Annotated in this window: 13 protein-coding genes; all 13 read right to left on the bottom strand. The window is 28.2% G+C overall.

The window, feature by feature from the left end; translation table 11 throughout:
* Positions 1 to 140 precede the first annotated feature (140 nt).
* Positions 141 to 1523 carry a TraB/GumN family protein gene (locus tag KQI88_RS09635; RefSeq protein WP_216416737.1) on the bottom strand — a complete coding sequence of 461 codons (1383 nt, stop codon included), beginning with the start codon at positions 1521 to 1523 and terminating at the stop codon, positions 141 to 143.
* A gap of 149 nt (positions 1524 to 1672) precedes the next feature.
* Positions 1673 to 1870, bottom strand: coding sequence for a YjfB family protein (locus KQI88_RS09630; RefSeq protein WP_216416735.1), 198 nt, complete (start codon positions 1868 to 1870; stop codon positions 1673 to 1675).
* Positions 1871 to 1927: 57 nt separating this feature from the next.
* The gene (locus KQI88_RS09625; RefSeq protein WP_216416731.1) at positions 1928 to 3292 is read right to left on the bottom strand and encodes a glucose-6-phosphate isomerase; all 1365 of its coding nucleotides are present in this window, start codon (positions 3290 to 3292) and stop codon (positions 1928 to 1930) included.
* Between the two features lie 17 nt (positions 3293 to 3309).
* On the bottom strand, positions 3310 to 5052 hold the full coding sequence (locus tag KQI88_RS09620) for a phospho-sugar mutase (RefSeq protein WP_216416728.1): 1743 nt from the start codon (positions 5050 to 5052) through the stop codon (positions 3310 to 3312).
* Between the two features lie 135 nt (positions 5053 to 5187).
* Entirely contained in the window at positions 5188 to 6237 is a 1050-nt protein-coding gene (gene rfbB / locus KQI88_RS09615) for a dTDP-glucose 4,6-dehydratase (protein ID WP_216416725.1), read from the bottom strand.
* A 21-nt stretch (positions 6238 to 6258) separates the two neighbouring features.
* Positions 6259 to 7134 carry a glucose-1-phosphate thymidylyltransferase RfbA gene (rfbA, locus tag KQI88_RS09610; protein ID WP_216416722.1) on the bottom strand — a complete coding sequence of 292 codons (876 nt, stop codon included), beginning with the start codon at positions 7132 to 7134 and terminating at the stop codon, positions 6259 to 6261.
* Between the two features lie 24 nt (positions 7135 to 7158).
* Positions 7159 to 8256: a DegT/DnrJ/EryC1/StrS family aminotransferase gene (locus KQI88_RS09605; RefSeq protein WP_216416719.1), complete on the bottom strand. Its 1098-nt coding sequence runs from the start codon at positions 8254 to 8256 to the stop codon at positions 7159 to 7161.
* A gap of 11 nt (positions 8257 to 8267) precedes the next feature.
* Positions 8268 to 8744: a GNAT family N-acetyltransferase gene (locus KQI88_RS09600; protein WP_216416717.1), complete on the bottom strand. Its 477-nt coding sequence runs from the start codon at positions 8742 to 8744 to the stop codon at positions 8268 to 8270.
* A gap of 11 nt (positions 8745 to 8755) precedes the next feature.
* The gene (locus KQI88_RS09595) at positions 8756 to 9466 is read right to left on the bottom strand and encodes a WbqC family protein (RefSeq protein WP_246579223.1); all 711 of its coding nucleotides are present in this window, start codon (positions 9464 to 9466) and stop codon (positions 8756 to 8758) included.
* A gap of 37 nt (positions 9467 to 9503) precedes the next feature.
* Positions 9504 to 10805: a polysaccharide pyruvyl transferase family protein gene (locus KQI88_RS09590; RefSeq protein ID WP_216416713.1), complete on the bottom strand. Its 1302-nt coding sequence runs from the start codon at positions 10803 to 10805 to the stop codon at positions 9504 to 9506.
* A gap of 122 nt (positions 10806 to 10927) precedes the next feature.
* A complete protein-coding gene (locus KQI88_RS09585) occupies positions 10928 to 11737 on the bottom strand; it encodes a radical SAM protein (protein ID WP_216416711.1) in 810 nt (269 codons plus the stop codon).
* Between the two features lie 154 nt (positions 11738 to 11891).
* Entirely contained in the window at positions 11892 to 14135 is a 2244-nt protein-coding gene (locus KQI88_RS09580) for a glycosyltransferase family 4 protein (RefSeq protein WP_216416708.1), read from the bottom strand.
* Between the two features lie 41 nt (positions 14136 to 14176).
* Positions 14177 to 14875 (bottom strand): acylneuraminate cytidylyltransferase family protein, encoded by a 699-nt coding sequence (locus KQI88_RS09575; RefSeq protein WP_216416705.1) that lies wholly within the window; start codon positions 14873 to 14875, stop codon positions 14177 to 14179.
* Position 14876: the final 1 nt, after the last annotated feature.

The raw sequence follows: 14876 nt of genomic DNA, 5'->3' as shown, positions 1-14876 counted from the left end.
AAGGTAATCCCCCTTCATATTTATTTTTATTTAATTGCTTTAAGCTGAAGGGACAAAGATATAAGTCTTTGTCCATTTAATATTAATTATAACAAATATCAGAACCTGTTTATAAGTATAAAAACTGTAATAAACATTATTTACTGAAATACTTCAACATTGTAGCCCTTTTCTCTTAATTGATGAATTACTGTATTATCTCGTACAAAATGACCTGCCCCTACTACAACAAAGTATGTGCCTTTTTCTTCTGATTCTAAAATAGTGCTTATTCTCTCTGCCATATTCTTGTCTCTCTTGCCAAATAACATATTAGTAAGCTCATTTTCGGATTCTTCAGTAATTCCATTATAGTCACTAGTAAATCCTTCAACATCTCCATTTCTCCATTGCTTTAGCCATTCGTCTAACATTTGAGCAGAATCAGGAGCTTCATTAGTTTGCGGATCTAAAATACTATCTAATATAGCATTCAAATATTCTTCTTGAAATTCATGTGATAATCCATCAAATAAATCCGCTTGATATTTTATACCCTCTAGCTCCTGAATTGGCTTTTGAGTAACTAAAGCCTTAGTAAGGAAATATATATCCATTCCTAAACCAGCTGATTGAGATGCCATTTGAGGCTCTTCTGAGCTAGTCATGGAAATTACACTTAAGTCATTTGCTACTCTCCATGGCTTAATTTGATTATAAACCTCTTCTGGTAGATCCAATTTTTCAAATACTTTTAATGCCTTCTCATATGTCTCTTGGCTAATATTATCCTTTAAAGTAGTGTCATCCTGATATGTAGATTTTTCTAAAAAATATTCCATTCCACCTTCTTGATCAAACAAATTAGCTTCTACAATCAAAGCATCAGATTCATTAAATGCTTGCTTTAATCTTTGGTTTATAGGATAAAGTTCATTATTACCTATGTGAATCGACCCTAAAAAATAAATAATATTACCATTATGCTCTACTTCCCAAGCAAATCCCTTTGAACCTGCATCTAGTAAATTATATGTATCTTCCACTAATCTAGTAGCAAGTATTACTGCCTGTTCTGTAGTGCAGATTTGATCTAGCTCTAAACCTTTAGATGTTCCCTGTAATATACCTCGCTCTTTCATATAATCCACAGGTAATTCTCCTATAGGCAGATCATATTGAGCTAAAATATTATACATCCTTATTAGTACATCGCCTCGTGTACTATCAGCCTTATATGAAACTGGAACAAAATCCTGTTTCTTGTTTAATCCTAATGATGCTATTTTATTATCAGTGTGTGTCAGTAAAATCTCTAATCGTTCTTGAGAAATTTCAGATCTAAAGCCGTCATAGTACCATTCAACAGGATAAATGCCATACCTTTCTCCCTCATTCAAAGCTCCTATAGCCCATTGACTAATATCAGTAGTTTGCTGCGGTTGCTGAGCCCAAACTGGAATAATTGTAGTTAACATCATCATAAATGTCAATAATACAGCAACTATACCCTTTTTTGATGCCTTATTACATATTTTTTTCATAATCTCTCCCCCTTATTTTTATACTATAAAAACTATCTACTTGTTAATCCACATATTTATAATAACATAGCGCTACAAGTATTGCTATAAGTAAACGCCAAAGCTTTTTGTTGCAGTATCTTAACAAAAAAAGACCCTAAAAAGGATCTTTATAATCTAATATCAATATTTCCTCCTATATGCGGATTGATCGATTGCTCCATTATTTTAGTATTAATCTCTAACATTTGTGTCAAATCTACTGCCTGTACTTTAGTAGTATCCATAGCCATTTTTATAACTGAAATGCTAGCTTGTTGGTATAGATTCATTTGACTTAAACCCATTGATAAAGCTGCTATGTCCATAACATAAACTCCTTTCATTAATTAATACAAATCTTTTATCATAGCATTTATTATATCTTAACTTAGGTTTTCATCATACATTGGTATTATCTCTACTTTATATTCTTCTTCGTATCCAGACTTACCTAAAAGCTTAAATAAATTTCTTTTATAAACTTCAACCCCTGGCTGATTAAACGGATTCACACCTAGCAAATACCCACTCATTCCACAAGCTTTCATAAAAAAATATGATAAGTATCCAAAATAATATGGTGATATTTCTGGAATATTAATAATAAGATTCGGCACACCTCCATCTACATGAGCAGATAGAGCTCCCTCCATAGCCTTTTTATTGATGAAATCTAATTTTTTTCCACTTAGATAATTTAATTCATCTATATTATCATTAACTTCTTTAATTAAAACTTCTTCTTTGGATTTTTCCACATTAAGCACAGTTTCAAATATGTTTCGCCTACCTTGTTGTACATACTGTCCCATTGAATGTAAATCTGTTACAAAATTCATTGATGTAGGAAATATCCCTTTACCCTGTTTACCTTCACTCTCTCCAAGCAACTGCTTAAACCATTCACCAAAGTAAAATAAATTAGGTTCATAGTTAACCAAAATCTCAGTTGTCTTTCCTTTAGAATATAATATGTTTCTTATAACAGCATATTGATAAGAAGGATTTTGCTCAATACTCTTGCTACTTAAATCACTATATGCCATTTTAGCACCTTTTATAACTTCATGTATATCTATTCCTGCTACAGCCATTGGAAGTAAGCCTACAGGAGTCAATACAGAGTATCTGCCTCCTATATCATCAGGAACTACAAAGGTTTCATATCCTTCTTGATCTGCAAGCTTCTTAAGAGCACCCTTATTTTTATCTGTGGTGACATATATTCGTTTACTAGCTTCATTTTTACCGTATTTATTCTCCATATATTCTTTTAATATCCTAAAAGCAATTGCTGGCTCTGTAGTTGTTCCAGATTTTGATATAACATTAATACATACATCTTGGTCTTCTATTATATCTAATAGATTATTAAAATAAGTTGAACTCATATTATGACCTGCAAAATATATTTTAGGTCCTTTTCTTTTGTTCTTAGGTAGATCATTATAAAAACTATGATTTAACATTTCTATAGCTGCTCTTGCTCCTAAGTACGATCCGCCTATACCTACTACAATAAATACATCGGATTGATTTTTAATTCTTTCAGCAGCAACTCTAATCATTTCAAACTCATTTATATCAAAGTTATTAGTAAAGTCAACCCAGCCTAAACACTGCTTGTGCTTTCCAGCTCTTTTATGCAACATATCATGGCATAAATTTACTTTTTTTCTTAAACTAGCTATTTCATATTTCTCTATAAACTTAAGCACATGCGAATAATCTAAAGTTATTTTATCCATATTTACAGCCCCTTTAACTACATCCTTTGTATCATTTCTTCCACCCAAGCAATAGATTTAGCTAAAAGCTCTTTACCTTTCTCCAATGAATTTTCTTTAACTCCACAATATATTTTAAGCTTTGGCTCTGTCCCAGAAGGTCTTACACATATCCAACTTTCATTATCCAATATAAACTTTATAACATTAGCTTTAGGTAATGTTATTTGTTCAGAATTATTATAATCATCTAAATAAGTTCTTCGCTGTAATTCATAGTCATCTATATATAGAATTCTTTTATCTCCTATATTATTTAAAGAGTTATATCTAAAAAACCTCATTATATTATTTATTTTTTCTAAACCATCTTTTCCTTCTAAAGTTATAGATTTTAAATCTTCTAAATAATATCCATATTTATTATATAAATCTACTAAGACATCATATAGATTCTTTCCATTTGAATAATAGTATGCAGCCATTTCACATATAAGCATAGACGCTACAACTGCATCCTTATCTCTGGCATGTGTTCCAGCTAAGTATCCATAACTTTCTTCATATCCAAATAAAAAGACCTTTTCTCCGGCCCTTTCAAATTGATTTATTTTTTCTCCTATATATTTAAATCCAGTTAATGTGTTTATAGTTTCGATACCATATTCTTTAGCAATATTGGCTCCCATCTCACTTGTTACTATAGTTTTTACTATAACACCTTTCGACGGCAATTTATCATCTTCCTTAAGTGCTTCAAGTATATAATTAACTAAAAGTACTCCTATCTGATTACCTGTAAGAATTGCATACTCACCATTCTTATCCTTTACAACAGCCCCTATCCTATCACAGTCTGGATCCGTACCTATAATTAAACTAGCATCTTCCTTTTTAGCTAAATCTATAGCTAATCTGAATGCTTTACTATCTTCTGGATTAGGATAATCCACAGTTGAAAATTCTGAATCTGGTAACTCCTGCTCTGGAACTACTAATACATTTTTAAATCCAATCTCATTTAACACTCGCCTCACAGGTATATTTCCTGTTCCATGTAAAGGAGTAAATACTACTTTAAAATCATCAGATATATTTTTTACTATATCTCTTCTTAGTGATTGCTTCTTAACTTCTTCTATATATGCAGTATCTATTATTTCATCTAAATATACCAATAATCCTTTACCTTTTGCTTCACCTTTTTCTAGCATCTTAATACTTCCAAAATCTTTTACACAAGCTATTGAGTCAATAATCCCTTCTGCCTCTTTAGCAGCTATTTGTGCACCATCTTCCCAATATACTTTATATCCGTTGTATTCTTTAGGATTATGACTTGCAGTAATTACTATTCCGGAAATACAGTTTAAATATCTAATGGCAAATGAAAGCTGTGGTGTTGGTCTTAAATCTTTAAAAAGATATGATTTAATTCCATTACCAGCTAAAACTAATGCCGTTTCCTCAGCAAATTCCATAGACATTCTTCTAGAGTCATAAGCAATAACTACACCTCTAGATTTCCCAGATTCTCCTGTAGTTTTTATGTAATCAGCAAGTCCTTGAGTTACTTTCCTTACAGTATACTTATTAATTCTATTAGTTCCTGCACCTATAACTCCTCTAAGTCCTGCAGTTCCGAATTCTAATTCTTTAAAGAATCTGTCTTCTATTTCTTTTTTATCTTCCTTTATACTCTCAAGTTCTATTTTTGTTACTTCATCTATAAAAGGACTTTCGAGCCATAACTTATAATTATTAAATATATTTCTGTTCATGTTGTCCCCCATATAAATTTACACCTTAATATATACACATACATGCGTTATTGAACATCTCAATCCTATATACTTATAAGGCACTAATATTTGTACCTATTAAGAATAGTTGCATAATCCTAAACTATGTATCATCTATTTATTAGAATACATTTTTTCATAATACTTCTCATATTCTTTCGAAACAATTTCTTCCAACCACTCTTTGTTATCTAAATACCATTTAATAGTCATATCCATACCTTCTTCAAATGTATATACAGGCTTCCAGCCTAATTCACTGGTTATTTTAGCATTATCTATAGCATATCTTCTATCGTGTCCCAATCTATCTTCTACATAGGTTATTAAATTCTCATTTTTTCCAAGTTTATTTAAAATTAGCCTTACAATTTCAATATTTTTCTTTTCATTATTCCCACCAACATTGTATACCTCCCCTATTCTGCCCTTATGCAGAACTGTATCTATAGCTATACAGTGATCTTTTACATGCAGCCAATCTCTTATTTGCTTTCCATCTCCGTATATAGGCAGAGCTTTACTCTTTAATACATTATTAATCATCAGAGGAATTAATTTTTCCGGGAATTGATAAGGTCCATAGTTATTAGAACAACGAGTTATATTTATAGGTAGTCCATAAGTTTCATAATAAGCTCTTACTAGCATATCCGCTGATGCTTTAGATGCTGAATATGGACTATTAGGAGCTATATTTGTATCTTCTGTAAAGTATCCTTCAGGGCCTAATGAACCATATACCTCATCAGTTGATATTTGTATATATTTAACTCCTTCTTTAAATTCTCTGCTGTACTTATCAGAAGGATCTAATTTCCAATAATTTTTAGCACTATCTAATAAAGCTTGAGTACCTAGAACATTAGTCCTTAAAAAAATCTCAGGCTCCACAATACTTCTATCTACGTGGGATTCTGCTGCAAAATTTATAACTACATCTATCTCAAATTTTCTAAAAATATCATAAAGTAAATCTCTATCACAGATATCACCTTTTATAAAATGATAATTATGATTTGCTGAAACATCTTCAAGATTTTTAAGATTTCCTGCATAAGTCAATAAATCTAAATTAATTATTTTATAATCATAACTAGAAAGCATATATTTTATAAAGTTAGAACCGATAAATCCAGCTCCACCTGTAACTAAAATATTCATAGATATTCCTCCAAAATTATACTAATATTCCGTATCTCCTGCGATACTTAACAAGTATTTGCCATATTCAGTTTTCTCATATTCATTTCCTAATGACATTAAATCTTCTTTACTAATCCAACTATTTCTATAGGCAATCTCTTCAAGGCAGCTAATATAAAGCCCCGTTCTCTCTTGCATTGTTCTAACAAAATTAGATGCATTAGCAAGTCCGTCGTAAGTACCAGTATCTAACCAAGCAAACCCTCTGCCTAACAATTCAACTTTGAGTTTTCCTTCATTAAGATATTCTCTATTTAAATCGGTTATTTCGATTTCACCACGAGCTGAAGGTTTAAGACTTTTAGCTCTCTCTATTACACTATTATCATAATAATAAAGTCCCGGCACAGCATAATGTGACTTAGGTTCTTCTGGCTTTTCTTCTATAGAAAGTACATTGTAATTTTTGTCAAACTCGACAACTCCAAATTCTCTAGAATCTGGAACATAATATCCAAAAATAGTAGCTCCGTCTTTAATATTTGATGCATTAACAAGCTTTGGAACAAAGCCTTGTCCATAAAAAATATTGTCACCTAATATAAGGCAAACGCTATCCTTACCAATGAATTCTTCTCCTACTATAAAAGCATCTGCAAGTCCACGAGGTTTTTCTTGAATTTTATATTCAAACCTCATACCTAAATGAGAACCATCACCTAGAAGACTCTTATAAAAATCTATATATTCTGGATTAGAAATAATAAGAACTTCTTGTATTTTGGACAACATAAGTACAGATAATGGATAATAAATCATTGGTTTATCATATATAGGTAATAACTGTTTACTTATTCCTTTTGTTATGGGGTAGAGTCTAGAACCACTACCACCTGCTAAAATTATGCCTTTCATATATATTCATCTCCTATAGCTCTATTATCTAGCTTTAATAACATTGCAAATTCTATCAACATGCTCTATTGATAAATCTGAATAAAGAGGAAGACATAAAACTCTATCAGCTATATATTTAGCAATAGGAGTATCTTCAATATTAAATCTTCCTTTATAACAATCAAGAGTATTTGTCAATGGATAGAAATATTTTCTTGCAATTATATTATTTTGTTTTAATAGCTGGTATACCTTATCTCTACTTATCTTATATCCATCAAATACAACCGGAAAATAGGAATAATTGCTTTTAACATTTTTTTGTTCTTTTATTAATTTAACTCCTTTAATATTAGTAAGATTTTCAATATATCTTTCTACTATATCTTTTCTCTTACTTATATTTTTATCTATACTTTTAAGATTACAAATCCCCATTGCAGCTTGAAATTCATTCATTTTTGCATTTATACCAATATCTTCAATTGATTCTGGTCCCGTAATACCAAAATTTTTTATACTATTAAGCTTATTTTTAAAGTTCTCATCTTTAAAAGTTACTGCACCACCTTCAATAGTATTAAATACCTTTGTAGCATGAAAACTAAACATAGAAGCATCTCCAAAATTACCAATACCTACATCGTTAATTGATACTCCGAATGCATGAGCAGCATCATAAATGACTTTCAAGTTATATTTTTTTGCTATCCTTTCAATCTCAGCGACATTACAAACATTCCCATATACATGAACAGGTATAATTGCTGAAGTTTTATATGTAATAAGACTCTCAAGCTTATCAATATCAATAGTATAATCATATGGATTTATATCGCAAAATACCGGTTCTAATCCATTTCTAAGAATAGCATGAGTTGTTGATACAAATGTAAATGGAGTTGTTATAACTTCTCCTGTAAGATTAAGTGCTGCTATTGCACACTCTAATGCAAGATGTCCATTTGTAAAAAGTGAAATATTTGAAGTTCCTAAATACTTAACTAATTCTGCTTCTAACTTATTATGTTTATTGCCCATATTAGTTAACCACTGACTATCCCATAAATCTTTAATTTCTTCTATGTACTCATCAAAGTTTGGCATTGAGGAGCGAGTTACTTGAATAAAATTACTCATTTATTACACCTCTAATGTAAATGTTTTATCATATATATTGAATCGTTAGATGCTTGTCCAAAAAAATTAAATCCATTTTTTTTATAGAAATTAATAGCTTTCTCATTATTATTAAATACTTCTAGTTTAATGCTTTTCATACCATTGCTCTTAGATATTTTAATACACAATTCTAATAAAGTTTTACCTATATTTCTATTTTGTGATTTATCCTTTACTCCTATTTGAGTTATATATGCTTCTTTATTGTTTTTATTATTGGTATAAAAAGCAACAAACCCGACTATAACTTGTTCTTCAATTATATAAAAAGTTATGGCATTTCTTAACAATTTTTCTGCATAACCATATAAGTCTATAATTCTATTTGATAAGGATGGTTTAAATATATTATCAAAGTCATAAAGAATATTATATATCTCATCAATTTTTACAGCTCTCACAATTTTATAACCTTTAAATTGATAGTTTTTAATATTCCGGTTCATTTATATCTCCTTTATAAAAGTTCATAATCGTCTAGCATTTTATTTATTTCATTTATTTCGTTAAACATCATAACATCAATAATTGATAAACCTGTTTCAAATTCTTTTCTTCTCTGTGAATATTTCCAAAGATTCATTTTTAAAAAATTTATTTTTATTCCTTCTTCTTCATACTTTTTACAATTGAAAAATTTTAAACCACCTTCTGGATTCCAATACTCTTCAATATTTCCAATTGACTTACAAATATTAAGTGCCCATTCATCTGGCTCATTTGGGTTATTAATACTTAAATCCATTTCTGAAAAAATCTCAACATCTAGATCTATATTCATACTGTTACAAACAACTTTTAATATATTTTCATTTAATTTTACTATACTTTGTGTTTCTATATTAAGTGCTTCTCTAACTAGCTCTATTGTTTGTCTATAAAAAGGAGCTCTCTTTTTATAATGCTCCAATTGTCTTAATATTTTATCACGCCAATCAAAATTATCATTAATTGCTATATCATTAATTTTAGTATCTCTACTATGTTTAACTAATGGTACTCCTATATATTGCCATCCAAAATTAGGTTTCAATATTCTATTTCTTTCAATCCATCCATGCTTAATAAATTGAACTGTATCGAATAAAATAAATTTATTAGTATGCCTTATTAAACTAAAATATCCTAGATAAGGAAAGAAATATGGTTGCATTATTGCAATTTTCAATTTATATCACTCTTTTTCTCTAGACTAAATTTTTATATTATAAAAGCTCTTTTAAAGCATCGATTCCTTTTTTAGTTATATCTTGAACTACAGGTATACGTTCTTTTAAGCTTTCTGCAATTTTTTCCTTATTATTAAAACAATCTTCTATCTTTTTTATCATATCATTTGCATTAGGTTTTGCTACATAATCTTGTAGACCGGATAATGAAGCAAAGCCCAAAGTTTTACCAGTATCTTCTTCTTTCTCATATGTTACAAATACAGTTGGTATACATTGTGAAACAGAAGCAACTGATGCGTGCACTCTTCCAGTTACTAGCATATCGAATTGTCCAATAATTGCTTTTGTTTCTTTTGGTATATAGGCATTATTTATACACAATACATCTTTCATATCTTTTACTATTTGTCGCTTAGCAACTACTTCTTGTAATTGTTTTATAACATTATAATCTCTTCCTGGTTTAAGTTTAAAATTTGGTGGTAAATCAAACCCATTACTATGTGACATAAGAACAACTCTAGCTCCTAAGTTATTTACAATATATTCTATAACAAGAGCAAATTCATTATATTCTTTATCATCACGAGGCCATTTATCATATGGTAGTGTAAGATTAAATCCACATACAATCATACCTATTATTGGTTTTTGAGAATTCATAATTTGTTCACTTTTTAAAATAGATTCTGCTTTATTTACATCAGCTGGTTGAAATAAATATGAAGTGCATGGAAATTGTTTAGTATTATCTATATTAAATCCAATACTTCTTAACCTTTTAGTTGTTTCTGGTTCACGAATAGTAACTAAACTAAAACTTTCAAAAGTTATTTTTGCTAATTCACTTGTTTTTACATCATTAAATGGACCTGCAGAAACTGCATATAAAACTGTAGGTTTCTTTAATAGTTGTGCAACTCGCATCTTAAGTAAATTAACTAACATCCTATTATTCCCAACAGGATTCGCCTTATCTCCCCACATTTCACCACTAATATCTATAACCATATCACTAGAAATAACTTCATCTAAGTAGGGTGTAGTTTCTACAAGTTGTCCTGTTTTACTATAAATTTCAGAAATTCCATACTCTTTTAATGCAATATCAACATCATCATCAGACCAAGAATAATAAATATCCATCGGAAGTAATTTTACATTTTCTCTTTCACAAAATTCATCTGTCATTTGGAAAGTAGTTACAATTTCAGCTTCTGGAAAAACCCTATGAAGTTCACGAAAAAAAGGCTCAACAATATAATAATTTCCAATATTCCCATATTCAAGTCGTCCCCAGTGTAATGTACATAAACCCGTAACTAATATTTTCATTATTGTTCCTCCTTAAGTCAAATAGTATTTTTAAATATCCTAATTATTTTCTATACTTTAAAAACATTGTAAATATCTTATATTTTTTTAGTCTATTAAACCTTAGTTCAATTAATCGTATATTATAATTGTTCTGCAGGTATTATACGTTCTGAATCTTCATGTACACCATCACAATATGCACAAGAAGTTAGACTTACTCTGTTATCCAATTCTAATAATTTCTCCTTTTGAATATTTATATCAATCATATCACCAAGTAAATCAATTTTTTGATCTTCATAACTAGAAATAATTTCTGATCTCATCCTCCATGCAGATCGAGAACAAGGATGAAGTTCTCCATCTGTAATTACATAATAACGTCCTTGACGGAATATACATCTCTTCGCTTGAGTTTCAATTTCACTTTTTGTAAAATGTTTCTGTGAATGATCTGAAAAATCTACCCATCCATCATAAGTCAAATCTTCTCCATAATATTTAGCCACTCTATGCTCTATATTTCTATCGCTCAAATCTTTTACAAGAATATCTACATTAGGAGACAGTGGTCCATAATCACTAATAATTACACGAAACTTTCTAGCATTAACTTGTAAAAAATCTAATAATTCTGTTTTCATTTTTAAAGTACCATTCGTTACTATATCAATCGTATCTCTGATTTGAGTAGAATATTTTAAAACATTTTTAAGTATTTCTAACAATTCTTTGTGCATTAGTGGTTCTCCACCAGTAATAGAAAAAATACCCACTGAATCTACAATAGAAAAATATCCTTTCAAGACTTTTTCTACATCCTCTAAAATCATGTGCTTAGGATTTTTGATATAAGGTATAAATGCAAGACAATGTTTACACTTTAATGTACAATGTTGCGTAATAACAAGTGTGGTTCTTTGCAGATTAATATATGGTAAATTACTCATATAAGTCAGATCTCCCTTTATTTTATTTATAACAATTCTAAACTTTCTTAACCACTTACAAAATAATAGGTACTTCTGAAAGTTCTATGTCTTTATTAATATTTTTTTATATAATTTAAACTTAGTTGTATCATTTGGAATAAAGTAATCAATCTTACTTTTTATCTTCGTTCTCAACTCTATCTCTAAAGTTATTTATAGCTTTATTAAAATACATCCATAATTCTTGAGCATCCTTATTCTTCTTCATTTCAAACAACTTTACTCTTTCTTTCATGGCAATACTCTTAGCATCCCTGTAATTTCTATGTGTATATAATTTATATAGTTCTCTTTTCATATCACTTAATTTATATCCACAAGTATTTTCAATTCCAATATGATTAATTACATCTGAATAATGAGAAAGCATCACAATAGGTAATCCCTCATACATAGCTGTAAAAATGCTCCCTCCGCCTGTACTTCTTTGAGGATTTAAATATATATCACATATACCATAAAGAGCTGGTAAATCATACTCATAATTAATTTTTATTACTTTATTATAAAAGATATCTATATATTTACTTTTTAAATAATTTAATTGACAATTACCTACAATTATCCATTTTACTCTGTCGTTGTCTTTTACAAAATCTACTACCATATCAATAAATTCGTCACTTATCTCTCCATCTAATCTATTGCCAACTGTTACCATTACAAAATCATTATTATTAAGCCTAAAATTTTCTCTTATATACTTTGACTTTGCACCTATATATTTTGCTCGTGAAGGAATAAATTCATATACATTATTAATATTAATTAAGTTATATTTTTCATTTTGTTTTATAACTTCTTTCTTACTTCTTTCTAAGTATATATCTGATGGAATAGTAAAATTGAAATCATTATATGAAATATATACAATAGGATAATATTCTAGCAAACTCATTACTGATAATGAAATTGGAGAAGTGTAAAAAATAACATTTGGTTCAAAATCATCAATCTTTTTAATAGTTTCACTAAGTTTATCCGTAACATTTATATTGTTATTTGCATAATATATATCAATATCATGTTCTATGAGTTCTGATTTATGTATTGATTTACACTCTTTAGATTCAATTGATGTAAATAAATATGGAATAATTTTTTCTGCTTTTTTACAATATAAATTGTCTTCAACTATTATTTTAATTTTAATATTCGGATATTCAGTTTTTATACTCTTAGCAATATCTAATGTTGTTTTTGTTGGAGAATGATATAAATTTAAAAGCTGATCTGTTACAATTATAATTTTATAAATATCATTCTTACTAATCCTTTCATTATCTAAGCCCAATTTAACTTTATTTAGTCGTGATAGTTTCCTTATTATATCTCTTCTATCAAATTCATACGTATCGTATTTTTTTAAACTTTCATTTGTATGATAAAATAATATATTTATAAGTACATAATAATGATATTCAGTGTATTTCACATCTTCCAATAAAGTTTTCATTATAAATTCCGTTAATCTCTCATCTTCATTATTAATCATAACTAATAAAGATGATATATATATTCTTTCTTTAAAATCAATATCATTATTATTCATATATAAGTATAGATGTTCAAAAATGTCCTTTTGATATACTTTATCAACTTTTTTCAAACTTTTGTATATACTCAACAACAAATTAGTTAATGATTCTTCCTGTACTTTATAAAATAAAACTGTTATGTATGGTATTAAATACCCATTACTCAATAAGGTTTGTATAAAGTGATTATCAATTTTAAACTTATCACTATTCTGTATATATATTTTAAAAGTTTCAGTGTTTTTAGCGTTTGCCAATTCAAAACTATATTTAAATCCATTAAATATATATTTTTTAGATATATTGTTTTTTTCTATCTTAGTTTCATTAAAATTATATTTGTAGAAGCTATTAAAGTATTTAAATTTATTGTCTTTAATTAAAAAATCTATTATCTTATTATAATTATTAAAGTTTATATTTAAATAGATCTTACCTTCAACAATCTCCTTGTCTATACCATTAAACTGATATAAATTATAATAAAAATCAAAATGTCTATCTTGTGGATTAAAATAATTTTTTTCATCTTCATCAATAAAATAAATAAAGTCATCTACCATAGAATTATAACATCTATACCATGAAAATAATAAATCTCTACTATTTGATAGTACAACAATTTTATTTACATCATCATGCTGACCTTTATAAAATTCTACTAATTCAGGTAGTGAATTTATATAAAAAAATTCATCATCTTTTATATTATCTAAAAGATACATAGCATAATTTTGTTCAGCAAATCTATCTATAATTTTGTTGAATTCGTCAACCTTAGATAGATTATTTAAAAATACTAATAGTATATTTGTCAAATAATTCACTCCTATCTTATAAAACAAGGATACAGTAATTTTTATTTTATAAGTTTCATTAAATTTTCAGCTAGAAAAAAATCAATGTCATCATCTATATCTATAGATCTTTGTTTGTCCATTATATATGCATAACTTTTATGTCTATATAAATCTTTATATTGAAGAAAATAATCCACCTTAGATAAATATATAGCACCATTTAATCTATAATATTTAGGCAATTCTTGTCTTCTACTTTTTATGTCTTTAGGCAAGAAGCTATCCATAGATAAAGAACTGTCTAGTATATTAGCATATAATGGAGAATGCTCTGATTCACATACACTTATAATCGAATTTGCTTTTTTTTCAAATAATAAATTTACAGCTCCAATGATATCTTCAGTTTTTCTTAATGGTGATGTTGGTTGTAATATCATAAAATAATCATATTCCATATCAAGTTCTCTAAGTTTTTTTATTGTGTACTCTATCACATCATTTGTTGTTGCCGTATCTGTAGATAAATGTTCTGGTCTTAATAAAGGAACAGATGCACCATATTCTATTGATATATCAGCATACAATTGTGAATCAGTTGAAACTATAATATCATCAAAAATTCCACTATTTTTAGCAGCTTCAATTGTATAAAAAATCATTGGTTTCCCACATAACCTTTTAATATTTTTATCTTTTAATCCTTTTGAACCTCTTCTAGCAGGTATAATTGCTAAAAATCTTTTATTATTATACATA

Origin of the sequence: Alkaliphilus flagellatus (assembly GCF_018919215.1) — a bacterium.
In the GTDB taxonomy this organism is placed as follows: domain Bacteria; phylum Bacillota; class Clostridia; order Peptostreptococcales; family Natronincolaceae; genus Alkaliphilus_B; species Alkaliphilus_B flagellatus.
Note: the sequence above shows the minus strand (reverse complement) of the source record. Positions and strands in the feature narration are given on the sequence as shown.

Coding starts and splice junctions, on each gene's coding strand:
- KQI88_RS09635 (WP_216416737.1), bottom strand. CDS start 1,523: ATGAAAAAAATATGTAATAAGGCATCAAAAAAGGGTATAGTTGCTGTA.
- KQI88_RS09630 (WP_216416735.1), bottom strand. CDS start 1,870: ATGGACATAGCAGCTTTATCAATGGGTTTAAGTCAAATGAATCTATAC.
- KQI88_RS09625 (WP_216416731.1), bottom strand. CDS start 3,292: ATGGATAAAATAACTTTAGATTATTCGCATGTGCTTAAGTTTATAGAG.
- KQI88_RS09620 (WP_216416728.1), bottom strand. CDS start 5,052: ATGAACAGAAATATATTTAATAATTATAAGTTATGGCTCGAAAGTCCT.
- rfbB (WP_216416725.1), bottom strand. CDS start 6,237: ATGAATATTTTAGTTACAGGTGGAGCTGGATTTATCGGTTCTAACTTT.
- rfbA (WP_216416722.1), bottom strand. CDS start 7,134: ATGAAAGGCATAATTTTAGCAGGTGGTAGTGGTTCTAGACTCTACCCC.
- KQI88_RS09605 (WP_216416719.1), bottom strand. CDS start 8,256: ATGAGTAATTTTATTCAAGTAACTCGCTCCTCAATGCCAAACTTTGAT.
- KQI88_RS09600 (WP_216416717.1), bottom strand. CDS start 8,744: ATGAACCGGAATATTAAAAACTATCAATTTAAAGGTTATAAAATTGTG.
- KQI88_RS09590 (WP_216416713.1), bottom strand. CDS start 10,805: ATGAAAATATTAGTTACGGGTTTATGTACATTACACTGGGGACGACTT.
- KQI88_RS09585 (WP_216416711.1), bottom strand. CDS start 11,737: ATGAGTAATTTACCATATATTAATCTGCAAAGAACCACACTTGTTATT.
- KQI88_RS09575 (WP_216416705.1), bottom strand. CDS start 14,875: ATGTATAATAATAAAAGATTTTTAGCAATTATACCTGCTAGAAGAGGT.